Origin of the sequence: Pedobacter sp. PF22-3, assembly GCF_026239555.1 — a bacterium.
In the GTDB taxonomy this organism is placed as follows: Bacteria; Bacteroidota; Bacteroidia; order Sphingobacteriales; family Sphingobacteriaceae; genus Pedobacter.
This window is the reverse complement of the sequence record NZ_JAPIVP010000016.1, coordinates 26,691-49,175: the sequence shown is the minus strand read 5'-3', so window position 1 is coordinate 49,175 and position 22,485 is coordinate 26,691. Positions and strand designations below refer to the sequence as shown.

Here is a 22,485-nt window from a genome sequence, read left to right as displayed (position 1 = left end):
TGTTAAATGGTGACATCATAATTTTACAACTAAATTTATACGATGCTCACAAAACATTTAATCAAACCTCTTATTCTCTTCATTTTTCTTTTTTTAGGCAATTTTGTTATTGCACAAACGGCGTATAAAGTAAAAGATATTCCCGATCCTAAAAAAAATGGAGGTGGCTACGTTAGCGACCCTGATCAAATTTTAGGCGCTGATGCCGTTACGCAAATCAACAATACCATTGCCGATTTTGAGCTTAAAACCAATGTGCAAGTGGCCGTAGTAGTGGTTAACGATTTTGAACATGATAAAGAAGATTTCGACTTTGCCTACGAGTTGTTCAATACCTGGGGAATAGGCTCAAAAACCAGCAATAACGGCTTGTTATTATTTATTTCGAAAGAGCGCCGTAAATATAGGTTTATTACGGGCACAGGTACCGAAGGTGTTTTGCCTGATGTAAAACTCAAACATATTGCCGAGCAAAATTTAATCCCGGCATTTAGGGAAAATGACTATGACACCGGGATCATCAATACTTTAAATGCTTTAGGAGAAATTATTCTTAAGCCAGAAAACAAATCGGAATTAAATCAGTTTTTCACACCTAAAACTCAAAAATCAGTTGGTGATATTTGGCTTCCTGCAATAGCTATTTTAGCTGCATTTTTCGGTGTTTTTGGGTTAATCAACAGGCAAGCTAAAAAACTCCCGAAGCCAGATCCAAAGATTAAATCCAATTATGAAAAACCAATAATTACCGGATGTGTGTTTGTCTTTTTTTCAACTATCTTTACGATATTTATTATTGGATTTTCTGCTCCTAAGTTAAAATTATCCTACATACCGTACATTCTCTTTGGAGTTCTCGTGATCAGCGTATTTTTCAAATACATGTTTTACATTTCTAATCTCAGAAAAATCCATAATGATGATAAAAATTACCTGGAGGCTGTAAAGGCATTTAACCAAAAGAACTGGTGGCTGGTAATTGCATCTCCTCTTATTTTGTTTCCCTTAATTATTCGCTTATTCAACCGTTCTAAAAACAATGAAAGGTTTCAATCCATATTAGATAGCCGAAATCAAGAGATGATCCGTATAGACCGCGACATTAATATTGAGGGTAAACCATTCTTATCGGACGGACAACGGAAAGAAGAAGTTTTGCTAACTTATGACTATGATATTTGGCAAAGTGTGGATCATAAAGAGCACATCATTAAGCAATGGCCAGCGGAAACCTATAACGATTATTTAGAATGCCCGGAATGTCATTTCAGAACCTATAAGCTTAATAAACAAATTACCACCAGAACGGCAACATACAGTCATGAGGGGCAAGCAAAAATCATAAATGAATGTAGCTTTTGCAAAAAAACTGAATTTATCAGATGGGTTACACTGGCGATGCTGGTCGAATCAAAATCCTCATCAAGTTCATCTTCTTCTTCAGGCAGCAGTAGCTCGTCCTCATCAAGTAGCTGGGGAGGTGGCAGTAGCAGCGGTGGTGGTACTGGTGGAAGCTGGTAATGTAACTTACCTATTTATAAAATACATCCGCTTCCATAAAAGCTGCTTTGTGAAGAAAGATAATCCTTTTTTCAAACTTATCTTCACCTATCAAAAGTATTTTCTAATTTTGAAACACTTAGCACGGTGTTTGCTTATAGCGTGTTTGCGATTACCTATTAAACTGTTCGCAGAATCTTATAACTTATGACTAGAATTTTCTTCCTCCTGATTACGCTTTCTATTTTTGCTAACCGTTTAGATGCACAAGAATTGTATCGTGTTAAGGCCGACCAATTGCGTGTAAGGGAAAGCAGCGATCCGAAAAGTAAGGTTATTGGAAATATAGCTCAAAATGAAACCATTACAGTTTTGGATGCCAACAATGCCAAGTTTTACAAAGTAAAGTTTAAAAACCGCGAAGGCTGGGTAAGCAAAGATTTCGTTGAAAAAACTGCACCTGCAGCTAAACTTACAACTCCTCAGTCAACTACTGCGCAGACCAGTGCAGCTCCTGCAGCGGCAACAAGCACCGACATGTATCGGGTAACTGCCGACGATTTACGGGTTAGGCAGCAAGCTGATCCAAAAAGTAAAATTGTGGGATACCTACCTAAAAATGAAAATGTGGCCGTAATTGATTCATCTAATACAAGCTTCTATAAAATTAAAGTTACCAATGGTGAAGGATGGGTGAGCAAAGAATTTTTGGTTAGGATTTCTCCTGTAAAAGCAAAGGTTGAAAAAACAAATATTGCAGCATCTGTACCACAGGAAAAAAAAGATTATACGAACATTATATTTTTTGCAGTGGTAGCCTTAATACTCATTACCATATTATACTTTTCGATTAAATATGCAAGTGGCAACAAATTTTTGATCGGTTTTTCGGCAATTGTGATCCTGGTAATCGGCTATTTCTGTTATATTACTTTTATACAGGCAAAAGCGGTAACAGGTACCTTTGCCAGCAATGAAGATATACAATACAAAACCTTCAATTTTAAATCTAAAGATTCGGTAACCGTTACCGATGCCTATACCGATTCTGTTTTCACTTCTAAATACGTGATTGATGGCGATATGATCAAATTATACGATCAGCAGAACACCATTATGCTGTTGATCAGGGATGATAAAACGTTAGTTGGTGAGGGTTTTACGAGGGGAACTTTTACAAAAAAATAAATCTACCGTCATCAAACGTTCCTACGGAACGAAAAAAACATATATTTTTTTTTCTACCCATGATCCGTCCCGATGGGACGGCAAATATTGCTATTTCCGTTTACATTTAACTGGCATTCTTGTCATTTGTGTAAAACATCCCGGCAAATGGAAAAGATTGATTATTCATTTTATTGAACAGACATTTTAGACCCTTGCCCGTAAACCGTCCCGGCGGGACGAATCATGGCTAGCCAATTTGTTATTGGCGTTTCGTTCCTTAGGAACGTTTGGTGTTTTTTTTTACACGATCCGTTGTTTCTAAACCTGATAGAGCGGAATAGCCCGGAGTGCAGCGAGGACTATAAGCGATAGCGGGGCTGCTGTTCCCGATCAAATATGGAGCGCTCATTTTCAAATCCTAATGAAAAATCAATCCATAAAGCTGTAGCCCTCTTCGCCTAGATCCTGAAATAAATCCAGGATGACGGACCGATATATTATAATCAGCTAAAAATCAGCAAGATTTATTAAAAAAATCTTTTCTATTAATTAAAATATTTTTACCTTTGCAGTCCCTAAATAGGGAAAAAAGGAGACAATTAATTAATGGCTAAAAAACAAGTAGCAGAAAAAGAATTAGCAGCTAAAACAGCTGAACTTCAGGGAGAAGGCGGACGCCTGACTGAAAAAGAAACTATTGAATCAGAAGCTGATTCAGTTTCGATCGAATCGATCAAATCATCATTAGCAACACCAAGCGAAGATTTCGACTGGGATGCAGATGAAAAAGTTTTCGGTAATTACAATGATGCAGACCGTAAAAAGTTTGAAGATATGTATGCTGGAACATTCAACCAGATCACTAAAGGTGAAATCATCAGCGGTATCGTTGTTTCAATTAACAACAAAGATGTAGTATTAAACGTAGGTTTCAAATCAGACGGTTTAGTTTCTACTTCTGAGTTCCGTGATACACCAGATCTAAAAATCGGCGATTCAGTTGACGTATTCGTTGAAGCACCAGAAGATGCTAACGGTCAATTGATCCTTTCTCGCAAAAGAGCAAAAACCCAAAGATCATGGGAAGCAATTAATGAGGCGCTTGAGAACGACAGAATCATCAACGGTTTCGTTAAGAGCCGTACTAAAGGTGGTTTAATTGTTGACATCATGGGCGTTGAGGCTTTCTTACCAGGATCTCAAATTGATATTAAACCTATCCGCGATTACGATGTGTACGTGGGTAAAACAATGGAATTTAAAGTTGTTAAAATTAACCATGAGTTTAAAAACGTAGTTGTTTCTCATAAAGTGTTAATTGAAGACGATTTAGAAAGCCAAAAAGTAGAGATCGTTTCTAAATTAGAAAAAGGTCAGGTACTAGAAGGTACTGTTAAAAACATTACTGATTTCGGTGTGTTCATCGATTTAGGTGGTGTTGACGGTTTACTTCACATTACAGATATTTCTTGGGGCCGCATAGAGCATCCAAAAGAAGTATTATCATTAGATGAAAAAATCAACGTGGTTGTTTTAGATTTCGATGATGAGAAAAAACGTATCGCTTTAGGCTTAAAACAATTAACCCCACACCCTTGGGAGAATTTAAGCACTGACATCCAGGTTGGTTCTAAAGTAAAAGGAAAAATCGTAACTGTTGCAGATTACGGTGCTTTCTTAGAAATCATCCCAGGTGTTGAAGGTTTAATCCACGTTTCTGAAATGAGCTGGTCGCAAAATTTAAGAAATCCACAAGAGTTCTTAAAAGTTGGTGACGAGATCGAAGCTGAAGTTTTAACTTTAGACAGAGACGAGCGCAAAATGAGCTTAGGTATTAAACAATTATCTAACGATCCATGGCAAGAAGTTGCTGCTAAATTCCCAGTTGGAAGCAAGCACCAGGCAACTGTTAAAAACATGACTAACTTCGGTGTATTTGTTGAAATCGAAGAAGGTATTGATGGTTTAATCCACATCTCTGACTTATCATGGTCTAAAAAAGTAAACCACCCTAATGAATTCACTAAAGTTGGTGATGTATTAGACGTAGTTGTTTTAGAATTAGATGTTGATAACCGTAAATTAAGCTTAGGTCACAAACAATTAGAAGAAAACCCTTGGGATACTTTCGAAACAATCTTCACTTTAGATTCGGTTCACCAGGGTACTGTTGTTAAAGTAACTGATAAAGGTGCTGTTATTGCTTTACCATATGGTGTAGAAGGTTTCGTACCAACTAAACACATGGTTAAAGAAGATGGTACTTCAGTTAAAGCTGAAGAAACCAATGACTTCAAAATCATTGAATTCAACAAAGAAGCAAAACGTATCGTAGTATCTCACGCCCGCATCTGGGAAGAGGTTAAAGCTGAAGCTGTAGCAGAAGAAAGAAATGCTAAGAAAAAAGAAGCTAAAGCTGCTGTAACTGCGGTTAAAAAAGTTAAAGATTCTGTAGAGAAATCTACTTTAGGAGACTTAGACGTATTGGCTCAATTGAAATCGCAATTAGAAGGCGAAGAAAGCAAAGCTAAAAAAGGCTAGTTCTTTTTAACTGAATATATTAATCCCGATAGCGAAAGTTATCGGGATTTTTTTTGCGGTTATTTTTTGCCACGGAAACACGGAATGCACGGACCTCCTCCATGAATCGTCATTGCGGGAAGGTACAGTCTACTCCGAATTTTCAGGGAAGCAATCTCAATTCTTAACCATATAAGAAATATAAGATCATTTAAGATTGAAATGAACGAGCTTATATTTTCTTAAATGTCTTATATGGTCGGTCATAATTAGAAAACGAAAGTAAGCTTATCGGTAACTGCAATCCCGCTATACTTTCTGCAATAAAAAACGGCATTAATCCTATCACCTGCAGGCTGGAGTTTACTTAACAGAGCAAATAAACCTTGGCTGATAACTTCTTCCATCTTTTTAAACAAAACTAGTTGTAATATTTCCGGAAGGGATTAGTGCTCATTGGTCAAACTACCAACTTTCATCGGGTACGTTTTTTTCTTACTTTTGATTAATTCCCTCTTAATATGTATAAAATAAGCATTATAATCATTTTTTGTTTGATCTCCATTGCCAATACCGCATATAGTCAAGCGGATAGCGTTAAAAAATACTTAATATCTGCATTGGATATGATGAAAGTAAAATCGGTTAACAAGGGCAAAGTCAACTGGGATTCACTATATAATTCCTCTATAAAATCGGCTGCTACCTGCAAAACCATAAGAGATACGTACCCTATTATTACCGATGCCCTTAAAGGGCTAGAAGATGCGCACTCAAGATTTTATGCCCCGGAGATTGTAAAAGAATATTTGCTCGGTTATAGGGCAACCGGACAGGAATTTCCTGTTATTAAGGCTGACTTTTTAGAAAACAAATATGCTTACGTTACTTTACCAGAAATTGGAAGTTATAATTTTGATGACTGGAATGAATATGTAGATACCTTCTATAAGCGATTAACCGAACTGCAAAAACACAATCCTAAAGGCTGGATACTAGATTTGAGGGATAATATTGGCGGAATGTTTTACCCCATGTATGCCGCTATTTCCCCGCTTTTAAATGATCAAAAGGTAATTGCAACTAAAGATGCTAAAGGAGAAATCACATATTTCGCTTACAAAAACGGGAAATTTTACGAAGGGAAAAACCTTGCTCATCAATTTAACCTTAAAAACAAAGGCATTACTACAGTAACTAGCCCCCTGGTGATCCTCATCAATAAGAAAACAGGAAGTTCAGGCGAGTTTGCGGCCATCTCATTTGCCGGACAAAAAAACGTGAAATTTATTGGAGAAAACACTCAAGGATTAACTTCAGGGAATCAAGAGTATAAATTAAGCGATGGTGCATTTTTAGTACTTACCATTGGAAATACAGTAGATAGAAACCAAAAAGAATATACTAAAATTGGTGAAGGGCTTAGTCCTGATTTTAAAATAGAAACATCTGGTAAACAAGCAGAAACAAATCGGTTATACATGAGTAAAGCAATTGAAGTTTTAAATACCAGCAAATAAGAAATAATGAGAAGTATTTTTTTAATAGCAATAGTTTGTCTTTGCGTTAAACTTTCGGCACAGGAAACTAGTATTATCCCCCAACCTGTAAGTATTAAAACAGGAAAAAACACGGAAAAATTTATCATTGATCAAAACACAGAAATTATTTCAAATGATTCTTTATCAAATTCAGCTTTATTTCTACAAAATTATATTCAACAATATTATAATATAAAACTTCGAATTAATCCTTATTCAAATAGCAAAAAAAACATAATCAAATTAGAAATCATTAGCCGGTTATTAAAAAACTTAAACGAATACGAGCTTATAAGCAACAACAATCAAACAATAGTTTATGCATGTTCAGAAAACGGACTTTTTTATGGTATTCAAACATTAATTCAGTTAATACCTGAGACCAAATCTCAATTATTACAAATTCCTGCGGTCGAAATTACCGATTACCCCCGTTTCGGTTACCGAGGCATGCACCTCGATGTAAGCCGCCATTTTTTTGATGTAACCTTTGTAAAACAGTACATCGATTATTTAGCACTGCACAAAATGAATTATTTCCATTGGCATTTAACTGATGACCATGGATGGAGGATCGAAATCAAAAAATACCCTAAGCTTACTGAAGTCGGCGCATGGCGCAACGGCAGCATTATTGGTTTATGGCCTGGAAAAGGAAATGAAAACATTAAATATCAGGTATTGCCAACAGAAGTAAAGATTACGCCAAAAGATGGTGTACTCCAAACAGATGGCATTAAACATGGCGGATATTATACCCAGGAGCAGATTAAAGAGGTAATTGATTATGCAACCAAGCGTTACATTACCATTATTCCTGAAATTGAAATGCCTGCTCATAGTATGGCCCTATTGGCTGCTTATCCAGAGCTGGGTACCGAACCCAATAAAAAGTATGAAGTTGCCCAAACCTGGGGCATGATGAACAAATACAACAACGTACTACAAGCTTCTGATACCACATTTAAGTTTTTAGAAAATATTTTAACAGAAGTAATGGACCTATTTCCATCGCCATACATTCATATTGGTGGTGATGAAGCTTCGAAAATATGGTGGAAAAAATCGGATGTTTCACAAGAGATCATGAAAGCCAACGGATTGAAAAATGAAAGCGAACTACAAAGTTATTTTATCCGCAGGATGGAGAAATTTGTAAACAGCAAAGGCAAAACCATTATCGGTTGGAACGAGATTTTACAGGGAGGCCTGGCACCAAATGCTGTGGTAATGAGCTGGCAGGGAGAAAAAGGTGGTATAGCGGCTGCAAAGCAAAACCACAAAGCCATTATGACCCCGGAAAATAAGTTATACTTTAACCACGGGCAGTTTTTAAAAGAAGATAGTTTAACGGCAAGCACACCATCACTCCTAACAGATGTTTACAATTATGAACCTATACCGTTAGAATTGAATGCCGAACAGGCAAAATATATTTGGGGTGCACAAGGCTGTTTATGGAGCGAATATATTACCAATCCGGCTAAGGTACAATACCAGCTATTTCCACGCCTGGATGCTTTGAGTGAAGTATTATGGAGCCCGAAAGAAAAACGGAATTATCCTGATTTTCAGAAACGTCTGAAAGCACAGTTCAAGCGTTACGATTTGATGGGAATTACCTATTCGAAAAAATATTTAGAAAATTAGTGGATAATCTGCTTTGCCACCTGCATCTGATAAGTACCCGGTGTAATGCCTACGATCTTTTTAAATGCCCTGATAAAATAATTGGCATCATTAAAACCAAGTTCATAACTTATCGAAGCCACTTTTGCCCCAGGCTGGGTAAGTAAGGTCTTGGCTTTGTTAATTTTTTCTGCCAGGATAAAATCGTTAGGACTAATACCCAATTCGCGCTTAAACAACCTGTAAAATGTTGCCTTGCTCATACAGGCCTTATCGCTCAGACTATTGATGCTGATCTTCTCGTTAAGGTTAGATTTAATGTAGTTCAGTACAAAAGCCAATGGGTTTTGATTGAGGTTATAACCTTCATCGCTGATGGTTTTAAGATTCTGCGTTTGCATAATACGCACCAGCAGTTCTTTTAAAGTTAAATCGGCCAATACGTCTTTTTCTTTTGTCCGCTCCGAGCAGATGCGGATTACTTTGTTAATGAGATAGGCAATCTCCTCATTGTTATAAAAATGATATTCATCGTAGTTTAGCAGCCATTTCTCATTGCTGCCTTCTTTCGGGAAAAATTCGTTCAAATAAGAAATTGTTTTTTGGATCTGCTCCTGATCTATAGCTAAGGCGATACATTGGGTGGGATTAAGATTCGAAGCTTCAGGAAAATCAATTTCCATGGTAACGGCAGGCGGAACAATAACGGTTTGACCAGGAAAATAATCAAAACCTTTCTTATCAAATAAATGCATTACCTTTTTGCCCCTCAGCATGCTCGTAATCACAAAATCGTTAAAAGTAAGCGGAACTTTATACGATTCGGTATAGGTTTCGAAAACATTTAATTCGCAACGCTCTAAGGTATAAGATGTTCTGTTCTCTACCAAAGTTTGCAAGGTTTCCGATGCACTAAGATTTACCTGATCTAATGTATGTTGCATAAACCGAAAAGATTTGGTCAGACATATTTAATAAACTCAAATATAATTATTTCAGCTAGTTATATCGTATGGATAAATGCCAGCAACCTGCATGACATGACCTAATCTCCAATTGCTGCCTGTTAAGATCATTATGGTTTCAATTTGGTTACATAGCCTGAAATAATAATGCTATCAATTGATTCGATTGTACTATCTGCTCCATAGGCTTTGCCATTAGGTTTGTATTAACCAAATCTTAAAATCGCAAAAATCATGATGAGCCATCCCATTAAAAATCCTATACCAACCCTGCTCAAAATGATTTTTAAAATTTAATAATCAATAATAATTATGGAAAATTTAATTGAAAAACCATCATTCAAAAGTCATTACGATAATTACATTGGAGGGAAATTTGTAGCCCCCGTAAAAGGTGCTTACTTCGATAACATATCGCCGATTGATGGTAAAGTTTTTACTAAAGCAGCACACTCCACAAAGGAAGATTTAGAATTAGCCGTTGATGCCGCACATGGGGCATTTAAAACCTGGAGCAAAACATCTTCTACAGAAAGAAGTATCATTTTGAACAAGATTGCACAGCGGATGGAAGATAACCTCGAATACCTGGCTGCGGTTGAAACCATCGATAATGGTAAGGCGGTTAGAGAAACCTTAGCCGCTGATTTACCCTTAGGCGTAGATCATTTCCGGTATTTCGCAGGAGTAATCCGTGCCGAAGAAGGTTCACTTTCAGAACTCGATCAACATACTGTTTCGTTAATCGTACATGAGCCGATTGGTGTGGTGGCGCAAATTATTCCATGGAATTTTCCATTGTTAATGGGCATCTGGAAACTTGCCCCTGCCCTTGCAGCGGGAAACTGTGTGGTGTTAAAACCGGCAGAAAGCACACCAGTTTCGATTATGATTTTAATGGAATTAATCGGCGATTTATTGCCCCCGGGAGTAATAAATGTGGTAAACGGTTTTGGCGCTGAACTTGGACGTGCCTTAGTGACCAATCCCAAAATTTCGAAAGCGGCATTTACAGGCTCTACCCCTACGGGCAGATTGGTGATGCAATATGCAACTGAAAATATCATCCCGGTTACACTAGAACTTGGTGGAAAATCACCCAACATTTTCTTCAGTTCGGTAATGGCAGAAGATGATGCTTTTTTAGATAAAGCGGTAGAAGGTGCGGTAATGTTTGCTTTAAACCAGGGCGAAATTTGTACCTGCCCATCACGTTTATTGATTCAGGAAGATATTTACGAAAAATTTATTGCCAAAGTAATCGAGAGAACAGAAGCGATAAAAATCGGTAGTCCTTTGGATAGAACAGTAATGATGGGTGCGCAAGCTTCGAAAATCCAATATGAAAAAATTTCGCAATACATTAAATTAGGTAAAGAAGAAGGTGCCGAAGTATTAACCGGTGGTGAGGTAAATGAGCTCCCTGGCGAATTGGGTGGCGGTTATTACATCAAACCAACCATCTTTAAGGGCCATAACAAAATGAGGATTTTCCAGGAGGAAATTTTCGGTCCGGTATTGGCCGTTACTACCTTTAAAACAGTAGAAGAAGCCATTGAAATTGCAAACGACACTTTGTATGGCTTAGGTGCCGGTGTTTGGACGCGCGATGCGCATGAGCTTTATCAGGTACCGAGAGCCATTCAGGCAGGTCGTGTTTGGGTAAACCAATACCATGCTTACCCTGCAGGTGCTCCTTTTGGTGGCTACAAGCAATCGGGCGTGGGCAGAGAAAACCATAAAATGATGTTAGGCCACTACCGCCAGACCAAAAATATGCTTATTTCTTACGATAAAAATAAATTAGGTTTCTTTTAGTTGGTCTGAATGAGGAGCTGTGTTATAAATACAAATTGTCATCATGAAAATTCAGTCTTTAGCTAAAACATTGTATTTGTGATGACACTTTGATGGATATCGTCATTCCCAACTTGATTGGGAATCCTAATGCAATACGCTTTAAGATTCCCGCCTCCGCGGGAAGACGACCGCTCTTGGAATCTGGCATTACTTTTATAATACAACATCTTTCTAAAAACCCGTTTCCAACCTAAAAAAACGATTATGATCGAGCGAATAGACAGTACAGAAAAAGCAAAAGAGCTGATTGCGGTACTTAAAGAAAAACACGGAGAACTTATGTTTTACCAGGCCGGTGGATGCTGCGAAGGTACACAGCCACAATGTTTCGAAAAAGGAGGTTATTACCTGCGGATGCGCGATGTTTGTTTAGGTGAAATAGAGGGTTGCGAGTTTTGGGTAGACAGAGACCTGTTCGAGTATTGGAAATTCTCACACTTTACTTTAGATGTACTGGATGGATTTGGTGTAGGTGGTTTTTCGTTAGAAACCCCGCTTCAAAAAACATTCAAGATCCATTACCGCTTATTCTCTGAAGAAGAATTAAAAGATTTAACTCCAGTTAAAACGGCAGAGTAATTTTGGTTTATTTGGTTTAAACAGAAGCCAGTTCGGAGAAATCCAGCTGGCTTTATTTGCTTACTATTACGTCATGCTGAATTTAGTTCAGCATCTTTCTTGTTTTTAAAAATTTATGCAATCTTTGCATTAAAATTAAACCATGCGTAAATTATTTGCCGTCCTTTCTACCATCATTACCTTATTTGCCATTAAAGAAACGGTATATGTATTTACTTCTAATGAAGCAGACATGGTTAAGCAAAAAGCCATCATGATTGTAATTGCTTTAAGCATCACCATACCGTTAATCATTTTAACACTTTGGCTTTGGTCGCCAGGTAGAAAGAAAAATGGTTAAAAAAATTAAGAGCCTGTTTAAATTTTATAGTAAATATTACATCACCTTTTGCTGTCACGCTGAACGTAGATTGCTTTTATTAATACGTTGAAATAGTCTTCGACTACGCTCAGACTGACATATGAAATAATTGCAGGTAATTTTTAAACAGCTGCTAAGCAATAAACTTACTTTTTAATTCTGCCGTAGGCACCCAACAACTCTCCTGCTTTCCCCACCATTTATAACGGTTTTTGGCAATCCAATCATAAACCCAATCACGCATAAATTTGGGAACAATGATAAATATATAAAGAAGTGGAATTAATCCATTCAGTTTTCTAGCCACACGTAGTGCCGCTGAAGATTTGGTATAGAGTTTTCCATTCTCCAGCAATAAAATGGTATTCAATCTTTCCGGATCCGCATTAAATTTTGGCAGCGTTTCTTTGGCATAATCACCCTGTAGCGCAGTAAATTTAAACTGATCCTTTTGATCGTGTTCAATAACAAACTGCACGGATGAATTGCAGAGGTTACAAACGCCATCAAAAAAGATTACTGGTTGCTGGATCATAAACTATAAAAATAACTTTTTTAATTGCAAAAACAGTCATTTCTTTCTCAAACATATAATATTCAGGGTTAAAGGTATCATCAAGTAGTATTATCTTTAACCTAGATTTTTTCAATTTTTATTTCAACTATAAATAAAATTATTTTTTCGTTTTTACATTTTGATAAACAACAATTTAGCTATAGCTTCTGAAACAAATCGATCTTCAACTTTCTTACCTTAAAACATTTTTATATATTTGCCCAATCCTTCTTCAATGCAAAAGAAAACACTTCTTGACGGACAAAAAATTAAGATTACAATTAAGAGGCTCTGCCATCAATTAATTGAAAACCACGACGATTTCGCAAATACCGTTTTAATTGGCATTCAGCCCAGGGGTATTTTTTTAGCTGACCGCATCCACCAGGATCTTCAACAGATCTTAAAAAACAAGAAAATTTTAAAGGGAAACCTGGACATTACTTTCTTTAGAGATGATTTCCGCCGTAAAGACGGATTGGTTACCGCGAGCAGCAACTCGATGGATTTTATTATCGAAGGCAAAAAAGTAATCTTAATTGATGATGTACTTTGGACCGGCAGAACCATTAGGGCAGCACTTGATGCCCTGCTTGCATATGGCCGGCCAGAGAAAGTAGAACTTTTGGTTTTAATAGACCGAAGGTTTAGCAGGCACTTACCTATCGAGCCAGATTATATTGGCCATCAGGTAGATAGCCTAAACTCACAACAGGTAAAAGTAACCTGGGCGAGTGAAGGAAGTGAAGATAAAGTGATTTTAATATCGGACAATAATAAATAAAAATGGCAGCAGAAAAACTATCAACCCGACATCTTTTAGGCATTAAAGATATTAACCGGAATGATATCGAATTGATTTTCGAAACTGCAGATAATTTCAAGGAAGTAATTAACCGCCCAATTAAAAAGGTTCCTTCACTTCGTGATATCACTATTGCCAATATCTTTTTCGAAAACTCTACCCGTACCAAACTTTCGTTCGAACTTGCCGAAAAAAGACTTTCGGCTGATGTGGTTAATTTTGCTGCCTCATCATCGTCGGTAAGCAAAGGCGAAACCCTTATCGATACTGTAAACAACATCTTATCAATGAAAGTTGATATGGTGGTGATGCGTCATCCTTATGCCGGGGCAGGTCAGTTTTTAAGTAAACATGTGAAGGCCCAGATCGTAAATGCCGGAGATGGCGCACATGAACACCCTACACAGGCCTTACTTGATGCTTTCTCCATCCGCCAGAAATTGGGTGATGTAGCTGGTAAAAAAGTAGTAATTGTGGGCGATATCCTGCACTCACGGGTTGCCATATCCAACATCCTTTGCCTGCAACGTTTAGGTGCAGAGGTTATGGTTTGCGGTCCTACCACTCTAATTCCCAAACATATCCACCAACTTGGTGTAAAAGTTGAACATAATTTAATTAAAGCGCTGAACTGGTGCGATGTAGCCAACATGCTGCGTATTCAGTTGGAGCGTCAGGACATAAAATACTTCCCATCTTTAAGGGAATATGCCATGATGTACGGCTTAAATAAACAGATTTTAGATAACCTGGATAAAGAAATTATCGTGATGCACCCTGGACCAATAAACAGAGGTGTTGAGATTACCAGCGACGTGGCCGACAGCAAACAATCGATCATTTTAGAACAGGTAGAAAACGGTGTGGCCGTGAGAATGGCAGTGCTTTATTTGTTGGCAAGTCAGGGGTAGTGTTAGTTGGGAGTTCTTAGTAAGAAGTCCTCAGTCTATAGTCATGAGTCCAGAGTCCATCAGCTGCGTTGGTTGTTAGTATAGTCAGCAATTACATCTGTTGTAAATTCGTAGTTTGCAAAACAAATTGATTAATGAAAATAACCACTCCAGGTTAGATCCTGAACCAAGTTCAGGAGGACGTATTGGATTGGGTATTTGATCCGTTGGGAACAGTTAACCGATTTAAACAATTAACCAGTTAATCCTTCTACAAGAAGATAAAACTACTTCTATTGAGATTGCTTCGTGGGCTAAAAAGTCGCCTCGAAAACGTACGCGGCGGCACCAATTACGAATGAACCAATGAACTTAACTTTTCCACATTCCACCACCCCTTAATACCAAACCAAAAATCCTGTCGTTAATCTGTGTTATTAACAGATGTTAATTACTTCTGTTGATAAGCTTTGATACTATTTCTAATTTAGTACCAACCATATTTGAAACCAATGCAGAAAAAATACTTACTAATTCCGCTAATTTTAGCTGGAAGTTTCAGCACTTACGCCCAAGTTAGCGCGGTGCAGAACCTCAACAAAAACTACCAAACGGGCTTAGAATTATTAGACAAAGAGAAATATACGGCAGCTGCACAACAATTTAAACTCGTTGAGCTGCAACGTTATAAACCTTCTACCCAAACGGAAAGCAATGCCGAATTGTCTTTACTGAAGGAAAATGCAAAATTTTATGCAGCAGTTTGCGCACTGGAGTTAACCAATGCCGATGCCGAGAGTTTATTTCAGGCCTTTATCCGCGATTATCCGTTAAATCCCAATACCAAGCTTGCCTATTTCTACGTTGGCAAAACTTATTTCAACCAGAAAAACTATAAAAAAGCTTTAGAATGGTTCGAAAAAACAGATCCTTCTACCCTTTCGGGCAAACAAAGAAACGAGTACCAGTTTAAACAGGGTTATGCCTATTTTGAACTTAAAGACTACGATAAGGCAGAACCGTTATTCGAAAAAGTTAAAAAAGAAGAAGGAGATTTTCAGGAAAGTGCTACCTACTACTTTGCTTACATCAATTACTTAAATAAAGAATATAAAACGGCACTGGCCAACTTCGAAAAGTTAAAGGGCTCTCCTACTTATGAGGCGAGTTATCCCTACTACATCACTTCGATGTACTATCTTGATGAGCGTTACGATGATGTGATCAGCTATGCTTTGGCAGCCATTCAAAAAACCAAACAGCAGTTCGAACCAGAAATGTTGAGTTTGGTTGCCGCATCGTACTTTGCAAAATCAGAATTCAAAAATGCTGAAAAGTATTTTGCAGAATATTATGCAAAAGATAAAAGCGAAATGAAGAACAATCTCTTCATTTACCAATACGGATATTCTTTGTTTCAGAATAAAAAATACAAAGAGGCTGTTGCTGTTTTAGAAAAACTAAATACCGATGATATTTACCTGCAAAATGGTATGCATACGCTGGGTAAAGCATTCATCCAGTTGGGCAACAAACAGAAAGCACAAAGTGCGTTTTTCAGGGCTTCGCGTTTAAGTTTCGATAAAGGGATACAAGAAGAAGCCTGGTTAAACTATGCCAAATTAAGTTACGAGTTAGAATTTCATCAACAAGCTTTAGAAGCTACCCAGGGTTTCTTAAAAACTTTCCCGAAATCGCGTAAAATAAACGAGGCGAAAACTTTATTGGGGGAGGTTTTATTAACCACCAAAAACTATCAGGCAGCTGTTGATATTCTTGAGCCTATTCCGGATAAAAACCTCGAAGCTAAAGAAGCTTATCAAAAAGTAACCTATTTCCGTGGACTGGAATTTTATAACGAAAGAGCATTCCCAAATGCATTATCAATGTTTTTACGTTCTGAAACGTTCCCGGAAGATAATGAGATCAATGCATTAAATACTTACTGGAAGGCAGAGGCAATGTACGAACTGCGTAAGTATGGCGAAGCAGTTAGCACTTTCGAGAAATTTTTGAAAATGCCAGATGCCGATAAAACAGGTGTATATAATTTCGCGAATTATGCTTTGGCTTACGCAGCATTCGAAGACGAGAAATACAGCAAAGCAGCCAATTACTTCGAAAAATTCCTCGCCGGTAATGATAAAGATCAAAAAACCATTGACGATGCGACCATCCGTTTAGCCGATTCGTATTTCGTCAATAAGAATTATGGTGATGCAATGGCCAATTATAACAAAATCATCAGTCGCAAAACTACTTCTGAAGATTATGCTACTTTCCAGAAAGGAATGATCCAGGGATTGGAAAACCAATATGATGCAAAAATTGCCACCATGCAGAACTTATTGAATGCCTTTCCAAACTCGAACTACGCAGATGATGCCGGTTTCGAAACAGCCTATACCTATTTCAACAAAGGCGATTTTGATAAATCTAAATCAGATCTTGTCGCTTTGGTAGCCAAATACCCACGTAGCAGTTATGTGGCAAAAGCTTTGGTAACGATCGGTTTGGTTCAATATAACCAGGATCAGGATGATGCCGCTTTAGAATCGTTCAAAAAGGTAATCCGCGATTATCCAACTGCCGATGAAGCTAAACAGGCCATGGAATCGATCAAAAATATTTATGTAGACCGTGGTGATGCAGATGGTTTTATTGCTTATGCCGCTACTACCCCACTTGGAAATTATTCTGGTTCGGAGCAAGACAACATCGTTTTTGCTGCAGCCAATAATACTTATTTAAAAGGTGATGCCAATGGTGCATTACAGGCCGTTAATGCTTACTTTGATAAATTCCCGAAGGCAAACCATGAAAAAGAGGCAAAATTTATCAGAGCAGAATCGTTGGTTAAATTAGGTCGTCCGGATGAAGCTATTCCTGATTACGAATTTATCTTAAACGACTGGACAAGTGATTATACTGAACGTTCATTGGTTAGCATTTCGCAATTGTTCTTAAATCAGAAAAAATACAATGAGGCTATTGTTTACCTGAAAAGATTGGAAACAACAACCGATTACAAATCGCATTATAGTTTTGCCATCAATAATTTGTTAAAGGCTTACACCGCCCTGAACATGCCTGATGACATGCTTAAATATGCACAGCTGACTAAAGAATCGGAAAAAGCTTCAGAAGAAGAAAAAAACAGTTCTAGCTTATATTCTGGCAAAGCTTACCTATTGAAAGGCGACACTACCACAGCCATCAAAGAATTTAAAAATGTAGTGGCCAAAACAAAAACCATTGCTGCTGCTGAGGCAAAATACAACTTAGCTTTATTGGAATACAGCAAAGGTGATTTCAAAACCTCATCTAAAACCTGTTTTGATCTGATCAACAACATGGCTTCTTACGATTATTGGGTAGCGAAAGCCTTTATCCTGCTATCTGATAATTATGTAGCCCTGAAAGACAATTTACAGGCAAAAAGTACACTTCTCAGTATAATTGATAATTACGAAGGCAAGGATGATATCATCCCTACAGCCAAAGAAAAACTAGAAAAACTAAACCAGAAGAAGTAGCATTATGAAATCGATTAAATATATATATAGTTCCCTGTTTTTTTTAGCTGCCGGGTTAATGACCGCACAGGCGCAGGATAAAAAAACGGAGGAAAAAGGGGTAGTAAATGAAGAGATTGAAGTAGTGCGCCCATACAAACCAATTTTGGCAGAAGCGGTGAAGTTGAGAAGAAGCCCGAATTTGGACGACGTTAAAACGTATAAAGCAAAATTAAACTATAGCATTATGGATAGAAAGCTGGAATTGAACAGCGATATCCAAAAATTACAGGCACAGGCACTTGCTGAAGAAAAAGCGAGTATTTTAGTCAACAATTATGTAAAAGGTGGATTTGGTTCTTTAGGTACCCTTTTGGGAGAGGCCTATTTTAACACCGGCAAAGATGAAGGATTACAGGTTGGTGGTTATTTTAAACACTTCAGTCAGCAAGGAAAGTTAAATAAACAGAACAGTAGCAATCAACAATTAAGCGTTTTTGGCCGCAGCATTTTAGATGAAAACACCGTAAGTGGCCGCATTAATTTTGAGCGTAACGGCACGTATTTTTACGGCATCGACAACAACAGCCCTACGCTAAACCCCAATCCGGATAAGCAGGCTTTAACCACCATCGAATTGGAAGGCGAACTGGTTAAAAATTTTACCGAAGATGAAGATGCTTTTAGCTACGCTTTAAAAGCCAATGGCTATATCTGGAACGATAAATTTAGCGCTAAAGAAAATTACCTGAGCCTAAATGGTTATGTAAACAAACGCATCAATTCTTTTAACCTGGGTTTAGCAGCATCAACCGAATTTGGAAATACCAAAGATGCTTTAACCAGTGTTGGCAATAACCTGTTGCGTTTAAATCCTTATATCCGCTTACAGGTTAAAGGTGCTAAAATTACTGCAGGTGTTAATTTTGTACAGGAATTTGGTGCCTATAGCAGCACAAAGGTTTTCCCTGCAATTACGGCCGATTTTACGCTGATTCCTGATTATTTACAGGTTTTTGGTGAAGTTAAGGGTGATGTGAACAGAAACTCTTTAAAAGGCTTTACAGATGAAAACCCTTGGTTAAACAGCAATATACTGGTTAAAAACACTGTAGAAAAATTGAGTTTCAGCGCGGGTGTTAAGGGTACCGGCGGACCAGGTTTTGGTTACAAAGCCCGTATTTATGTAAAACAGTTTGATGATATGCCTTTGTTCGTAAACAACTTTACCGACTTTAACAAGTTTGATGTGATTTACGATTTCGGTAAAACGAAATTAACCGGTTTAGAAGGTGAAATTTCTATTCAGGTAAGCGATGCATTAAAATGGACAGGAAAATTAAATCTGGATGATTGGAAGCCCGCTTCTGAAACATACTCTTGGTTTAAACCAGGCCTAAAAGTAAGCTCGAACTTTATGTACACCTTCAACAAAAAACTAAGCTTTAATGCTGGTGTGGTGATTCAGGATGATGTTAAGGCTAAAGTTTATACTAGCACTCCCGTTCCTGCTTCACAATACGTAATCCCTAATACGGGTATAGAACTGATTGAAACCGTTAAAGGTTATGTAGATTTAGGATTGGGTGCTGATTATAGGATCAACAAAAAATTCTCTGTTTTTGCAAAGGCAAATAACATTTTAAATAATAATTACAGCAGGTATTTATATTATCAGGCTAACGGATTTAATATTTTCGGCGGGCTGACTTATTCTTTCTAATTAGATCTTTATACGAACAAACATGCCTTCCAAAATCGGGAGGCATGTTTTGTTTGGGCTGTTTAGTAAAATCTTAATTGCCTAAGGTCTGTTTCAAAAAACAAAGTATTTGGAATAACTGGTATAATCAGATAGTCATTTCTACCCTACCGTCATTGCTGAGAAGGCTTTTTCAGCCGATGAAGCAATCTTACAACGATCGATACCAGCGTGCGCATTAAGATTGCTTCGTTCCTTATAATGACTATTTACTTATCGGTTGGTGTCGCACAGACCGAAACCTAATACAGTTGCACAAAATAGAATAAGTTATCTTCCTGTTCAGTGAGTCACCGACCAATAGAAAAATAATTATCTTTCAATTTGCAAACTTTGTGCACTAGTGTTTTGACTGATTTTTTTATATTAGGGAAATGTACTCTTGTGCCTTTATGCTAGAATAATTGATCAAGAAGATGCCTTTTTACTCCGTGGCTTTAATAACGATAAAATAAACCCTTAAAAAACGCTCCTATGAAAATATTTAATGTAAAGCCCATCGTTGTAAATGAATACATCTATAATGATGAATATCTGGAAGAAAGCAAAACATCCAGGAATTATCAGTCTGGTTTTGAAATTACTGGTGAGAAGGTTGAATCGTTAAATACAATTTTTATTAAGTTTAATATTCTTTATTGTGTAGAACATCAAGAAGATGAAGAAAACATTGTTACGCCGATTAGTCCAAACAGCTGGAACATACAGGCTTCATTTACAATAGGTGAAGAAGAATTTATCTCTTATAAAAGTTCATGTCAGTTTAATTTTGAAAGTCAAGGTTTTGATGCTGATGTAGTTTCACTAATTGAATTTTTAACGGATTATCAGGCGCATACCAAATCATTTTTTAGTCAGTACGGATATAAACCTTTAATACCAATAGAAGAAGAAACACGTATATTGCTTACTTTAAAGGCTGACGCCGAGTTAGCTATTGAAAACTTGCGTGCGAATAATATGTATGATTTTTAACGCTACTGCTTCAACTATAAAACTGCTCTTATTTTGCAAGGAACTTTGATTTTACCTATCAGTTGGCATCATACCGACCAATCGAGATAACGGTATTTTGATTCCCGCTGATTTCGCAGATCACCGCAGAATTTCTTGCATCTTCCATTAGTTAACCACACAGAGAATAGGGCACAAGGAGCACCAAGCTGGATGTACAAATTATTTTCTTCCACATCATCCATCGTAAATTTCCATCTTACATCATCCCTTTCATTTACTTATCCCACCATACCCTGGCCGTAAGCACATCACCTCCTGCTATCCTGGCCACTGCATCCTTATAATTTTGAGGGTTGTTAAGTACCTCTGTTGAAAGATAAATCATCCGGCGGGGAATAGTTGCATTGGTCACGTTACCCTTGTAGTTTATCGGAACAAGCTTAGGATAATCGCTTCTTTTCCAGTTTAACCAGGCTTCTATAAAATTAAAATTGGTACCTGTGGCCACCCAATACTGTGTATTTATTAAAGCTAATGCATTTTGTGTGCTGCTTTCATCAAGTGGGTTCTGATTGACAAACGTAGTAATCTTATTGGCATCAACCGCAGCCAATGGATCCAACTGCGCAAGTGACTGTATGGCTCCGGTTAATCCGTTGGCATAATGTAGTTGTGCTGTACCATTAATATTCCAGCCCCTTACCTTTGCTTCGGCAAGTAAAAATTCAGTTTCGGCATAACTTAAAATAAAAATCGGGCCACCCAACTTTAGATACACCGCAGTACGTGGTCTGGAGTATTTCCCTAGCGGCGCAAAATCACTTCCGCTGCCTGTACCGCCCGGATAGTTTGGCGACTGACTGATATCAGTTGCACCGCCCTGTAAATCATATCCATTAGGCATACCCAATTGAGCAGCCGGGTCTGTATTTCCATTAAGGTTCTGATCTGCATTTTTAGCCAGGCCGTCTTTTGGCACCTCACCTATCACACTCAGCCTGGGGTCGTTGGTAATTTTTAACTGATCGATTAAGGTTTTGCTCCAACGTACTTCCAGATAATCAGAAAATGTTCTTAAAGCAAGTGATGTTCCGTTCTGGCTGTTAAACGAGGAGGCGTCGGTCACTATGATCGCATTATCGTTCATGCTGTAGAAGGTTTTGCCTGCAGCCTTCTCCGCCCATATTCTGGCTTTATCCGGATCCACTTTTGTTAAACGCATAGCAATTCTGAGCATTAACGAATAGCCAAATTTCTTCCATTTGGTAATATCACCTTTATAAAAAAGATCGGCAGTTGGGCCTGGTTTTTCAGGATCAAGTTGTGCAATAGCGGTATCAAGATCCTTCAGCATCTGGTTATAAATAACTTCCTGACGATCGTAAGCGGGATATTTAATACCCTGCATTGCCTTTACAGCTTGTGTATAGGGTACATCGCCATAGGTATCTGTAATTCTCTGTAAAATCAGTATGAATATGATATCGCCAATGGCAATCAAGTTTTTGTAGGCTTCCGGATCTTTCAGCCTGGCCAGTCTTTGCATCTCTCTGATGTAAGAAGCATCCATATATCCTTCATCAAAAATGCGCCCCTGGTAATCGGTAAAACTGCCTACATTGATGTATTTATCTCCATTATTATAATAATAATAAGTTGAAGCCAGCAATTGCATCATGGTACTTTGATATAAAAGCTGATAATAACCCAAATTAGCATATTTTAACTGCGCCTGTGCAAGCAGGCTATTCGGATCATAATTATTTTCTGTCAGTTTGGATGGGTCGGTATTAACCTGATCTAACTTTGCTTTAGAACAACTTCCCATTAAAGCCATAAAAATAACACCCAACACACACAACTTTCTCATGGCCA

Annotated in this window: 17 protein-coding genes; 13 read left to right on the top strand and 4 right to left on the bottom strand. The window is 37.7% G+C overall.

What is annotated here, in order from left to right:
* Nucleotides 1–42 precede the first annotated feature (42 nt).
* From OQX63_RS18320 to rpsA, 3 genes are all read left to right on the top strand, one after another.
* On the top strand, nt 43–1,521 hold the full coding sequence (locus tag OQX63_RS18320) for a TPM domain-containing protein (RefSeq protein ID WP_265852268.1): 1,479 nt from the start codon (nt 43–45) through the stop codon (nt 1,519–1,521).
* 186 nt (nt 1,522–1,707) lie between these two features.
* Nucleotides 1,708–2,688 carry an SH3 domain-containing protein gene (locus OQX63_RS18315; protein WP_265852267.1) on the top strand — a complete coding sequence of 327 codons (981 nt, stop codon included), beginning with the start codon at nt 1,708–1,710 and terminating at the stop codon, nt 2,686–2,688.
* Nucleotides 2,689–3,276: 588 nt separating this feature from the next.
* Nucleotides 3,277–5,211, top strand: a complete 1,935-nt coding sequence (rpsA, locus tag OQX63_RS18310; RefSeq protein WP_090500296.1) for a 30S ribosomal protein S1 — start codon at nt 3,277–3,279, stop codon at nt 5,209–5,211.
* A gap of 248 nt (nt 5,212–5,459) precedes the next feature.
* On the opposite strand, the gene OQX63_RS18305 is transcribed toward rpsA, so the two are convergent.
* A complete protein-coding gene (locus OQX63_RS18305) occupies nt 5,460–5,597 on the bottom strand; it encodes a hypothetical protein (protein ID WP_265852266.1) in 138 nt (45 codons plus the stop codon).
* Between the two features lie 219 nt (nt 5,598–5,816).
* Here OQX63_RS18305 and OQX63_RS18300 point away from each other — a divergent pair, with 219 nt between their 5' ends.
* Together OQX63_RS18300 and OQX63_RS18295 are read left to right on the top strand one after the other, a co-directional pair.
* On the top strand, nt 5,817–6,710 hold the full coding sequence (locus OQX63_RS18300) for a S41 family peptidase (RefSeq protein ID WP_265852265.1): 894 nt from the start codon (nt 5,817–5,819) through the stop codon (nt 6,708–6,710).
* Nucleotides 6,711–6,716: 6 nt separating this feature from the next.
* Nucleotides 6,717–8,381: a beta-N-acetylhexosaminidase gene (locus OQX63_RS18295; RefSeq protein ID WP_265852264.1), complete on the top strand. Its 1,665-nt coding sequence runs from the start codon at nt 6,717–6,719 to the stop codon at nt 8,379–8,381.
* Here the strand turns inward: OQX63_RS18295 and OQX63_RS18290 are convergent.
* Entirely contained in the window at nt 8,378–9,304 is a 927-nt protein-coding gene (locus tag OQX63_RS18290; protein WP_265852263.1) for an AraC family transcriptional regulator, read from the bottom strand. The genes OQX63_RS18295 and OQX63_RS18290 overlap by 4 nt on opposite strands.
* A gap of 333 nt (nt 9,305–9,637) precedes the next feature.
* On the opposite strand from OQX63_RS18290, the gene OQX63_RS18285 reads away from it, so the two are divergent.
* From OQX63_RS18285 to OQX63_RS18275, 3 genes are all read left to right on the top strand, one after another.
* On the top strand, nt 9,638–11,143 hold the full coding sequence (locus OQX63_RS18285) for an aldehyde dehydrogenase family protein (RefSeq protein WP_265852262.1): 1,506 nt from the start codon (nt 9,638–9,640) through the stop codon (nt 11,141–11,143).
* Nucleotides 11,144–11,389: 246 nt separating this feature from the next.
* A complete protein-coding gene (locus tag OQX63_RS18280; RefSeq protein WP_265852261.1) occupies nt 11,390–11,764 on the top strand; it encodes a DUF779 domain-containing protein in 375 nt (124 codons plus the stop codon).
* A 142-nt stretch (nt 11,765–11,906) separates the two neighbouring features.
* The gene (locus OQX63_RS18275) at nt 11,907–12,104 is read left to right on the top strand and encodes a hypothetical protein (protein ID WP_265852260.1); all 198 of its coding nucleotides are present in this window, start codon (nt 11,907–11,909) and stop codon (nt 12,102–12,104) included.
* Between the two features lie 154 nt (nt 12,105–12,258).
* On the opposite strand, the gene OQX63_RS18270 is transcribed toward OQX63_RS18275, so the two are convergent.
* Nucleotides 12,259–12,660 carry a thiol-disulfide oxidoreductase DCC family protein gene (locus OQX63_RS18270; RefSeq protein WP_265852259.1) on the bottom strand — a complete coding sequence of 134 codons (402 nt, stop codon included), beginning with the start codon at nt 12,658–12,660 and terminating at the stop codon, nt 12,259–12,261.
* 256 nt (nt 12,661–12,916) lie between these two features.
* Between OQX63_RS18270 and pyrR the strand changes: the two genes are divergently transcribed.
* From pyrR to OQX63_RS18245, 5 genes are all read left to right on the top strand, one after another.
* Nucleotides 12,917–13,465 (top strand): bifunctional pyr operon transcriptional regulator/uracil phosphoribosyltransferase PyrR, encoded by a 549-nt coding sequence (gene pyrR / locus OQX63_RS18265; RefSeq protein ID WP_265852258.1) that lies wholly within the window; start codon nt 12,917–12,919, stop codon nt 13,463–13,465.
* A gap of 2 nt (nt 13,466–13,467) precedes the next feature.
* A complete protein-coding gene (locus OQX63_RS18260; protein ID WP_029279355.1) occupies nt 13,468–14,397 on the top strand; it encodes an aspartate carbamoyltransferase catalytic subunit in 930 nt (309 codons plus the stop codon).
* Nucleotides 14,398–14,888: 491 nt separating this feature from the next.
* A complete protein-coding gene (locus tag OQX63_RS18255; RefSeq protein WP_265852257.1) occupies nt 14,889–17,912 on the top strand; it encodes a tetratricopeptide repeat protein in 3,024 nt (1,007 codons plus the stop codon).
* Between the two features lie 4 nt (nt 17,913–17,916).
* A complete protein-coding gene (locus OQX63_RS18250) occupies nt 17,917–19,614 on the top strand; it encodes a TonB-dependent receptor (protein WP_265852256.1) in 1,698 nt (565 codons plus the stop codon).
* Between the two features lie 513 nt (nt 19,615–20,127).
* The gene (locus tag OQX63_RS18245; RefSeq protein WP_265852255.1) at nt 20,128–20,628 is read left to right on the top strand and encodes a hypothetical protein; all 501 of its coding nucleotides are present in this window, start codon (nt 20,128–20,130) and stop codon (nt 20,626–20,628) included.
* Between the two features lie 256 nt (nt 20,629–20,884).
* Here OQX63_RS18245 and OQX63_RS18240 read toward each other — a convergent pair whose 3' ends face one another.
* Nucleotides 20,885–22,480: a SusD/RagB family nutrient-binding outer membrane lipoprotein gene (locus OQX63_RS18240; RefSeq protein WP_265852254.1), complete on the bottom strand. Its 1,596-nt coding sequence runs from the start codon at nt 22,478–22,480 to the stop codon at nt 20,885–20,887.
* Between the last annotated feature and the right edge of the window lie 5 nt (nt 22,481–22,485).

Bases quoted from the DNA above. Each gene is read 5' to 3' on its own strand.
- OQX63_RS18320 (WP_265852268.1), top strand. From the start codon at position 43: ATGCTCACAAAACATTTAATCAAACCTCTTATTCTCTTCATTTTTCTT.
- OQX63_RS18315 (WP_265852267.1), top strand. From the start codon at position 1,708: ATGACTAGAATTTTCTTCCTCCTGATTACGCTTTCTATTTTTGCTAAC.
- rpsA (WP_090500296.1), top strand. From the start codon at position 3,277: ATGGCTAAAAAACAAGTAGCAGAAAAAGAATTAGCAGCTAAAACAGCT.
- OQX63_RS18305 (WP_265852266.1), bottom strand. From the start codon at position 5,597: ATGGAAGAAGTTATCAGCCAAGGTTTATTTGCTCTGTTAAGTAAACTC.
- OQX63_RS18300 (WP_265852265.1), top strand. From the start codon at position 5,817: ATGATGAAAGTAAAATCGGTTAACAAGGGCAAAGTCAACTGGGATTCA.
- OQX63_RS18295 (WP_265852264.1), top strand. From the start codon at position 6,717: ATGAGAAGTATTTTTTTAATAGCAATAGTTTGTCTTTGCGTTAAACTT.
- OQX63_RS18290 (WP_265852263.1), bottom strand. From the start codon at position 9,304: ATGCAACATACATTAGATCAGGTAAATCTTAGTGCATCGGAAACCTTG.
- OQX63_RS18285 (WP_265852262.1), top strand. From the start codon at position 9,638: ATGGAAAATTTAATTGAAAAACCATCATTCAAAAGTCATTACGATAAT.
- OQX63_RS18280 (WP_265852261.1), top strand. From the start codon at position 11,390: ATGATCGAGCGAATAGACAGTACAGAAAAAGCAAAAGAGCTGATTGCG.
- OQX63_RS18275 (WP_265852260.1), top strand. From the start codon at position 11,907: ATGCGTAAATTATTTGCCGTCCTTTCTACCATCATTACCTTATTTGCC.
- OQX63_RS18270 (WP_265852259.1), bottom strand. From the start codon at position 12,660: ATGATCCAGCAACCAGTAATCTTTTTTGATGGCGTTTGTAACCTCTGC.
- pyrR (WP_265852258.1), top strand. From the start codon at position 12,917: ATGCAAAAGAAAACACTTCTTGACGGACAAAAAATTAAGATTACAATT.
- OQX63_RS18260 (WP_029279355.1), top strand. From the start codon at position 13,468: ATGGCAGCAGAAAAACTATCAACCCGACATCTTTTAGGCATTAAAGAT.
- OQX63_RS18255 (WP_265852257.1), top strand. From the start codon at position 14,889: ATGCAGAAAAAATACTTACTAATTCCGCTAATTTTAGCTGGAAGTTTC.
- OQX63_RS18250 (WP_265852256.1), top strand. From the start codon at position 17,917: ATGAAATCGATTAAATATATATATAGTTCCCTGTTTTTTTTAGCTGCC.
- OQX63_RS18245 (WP_265852255.1), top strand. From the start codon at position 20,128: ATGAAAATATTTAATGTAAAGCCCATCGTTGTAAATGAATACATCTAT.
- OQX63_RS18240 (WP_265852254.1), bottom strand. From the start codon at position 22,480: ATGAGAAAGTTGTGTGTGTTGGGTGTTATTTTTATGGCTTTAATGGGA.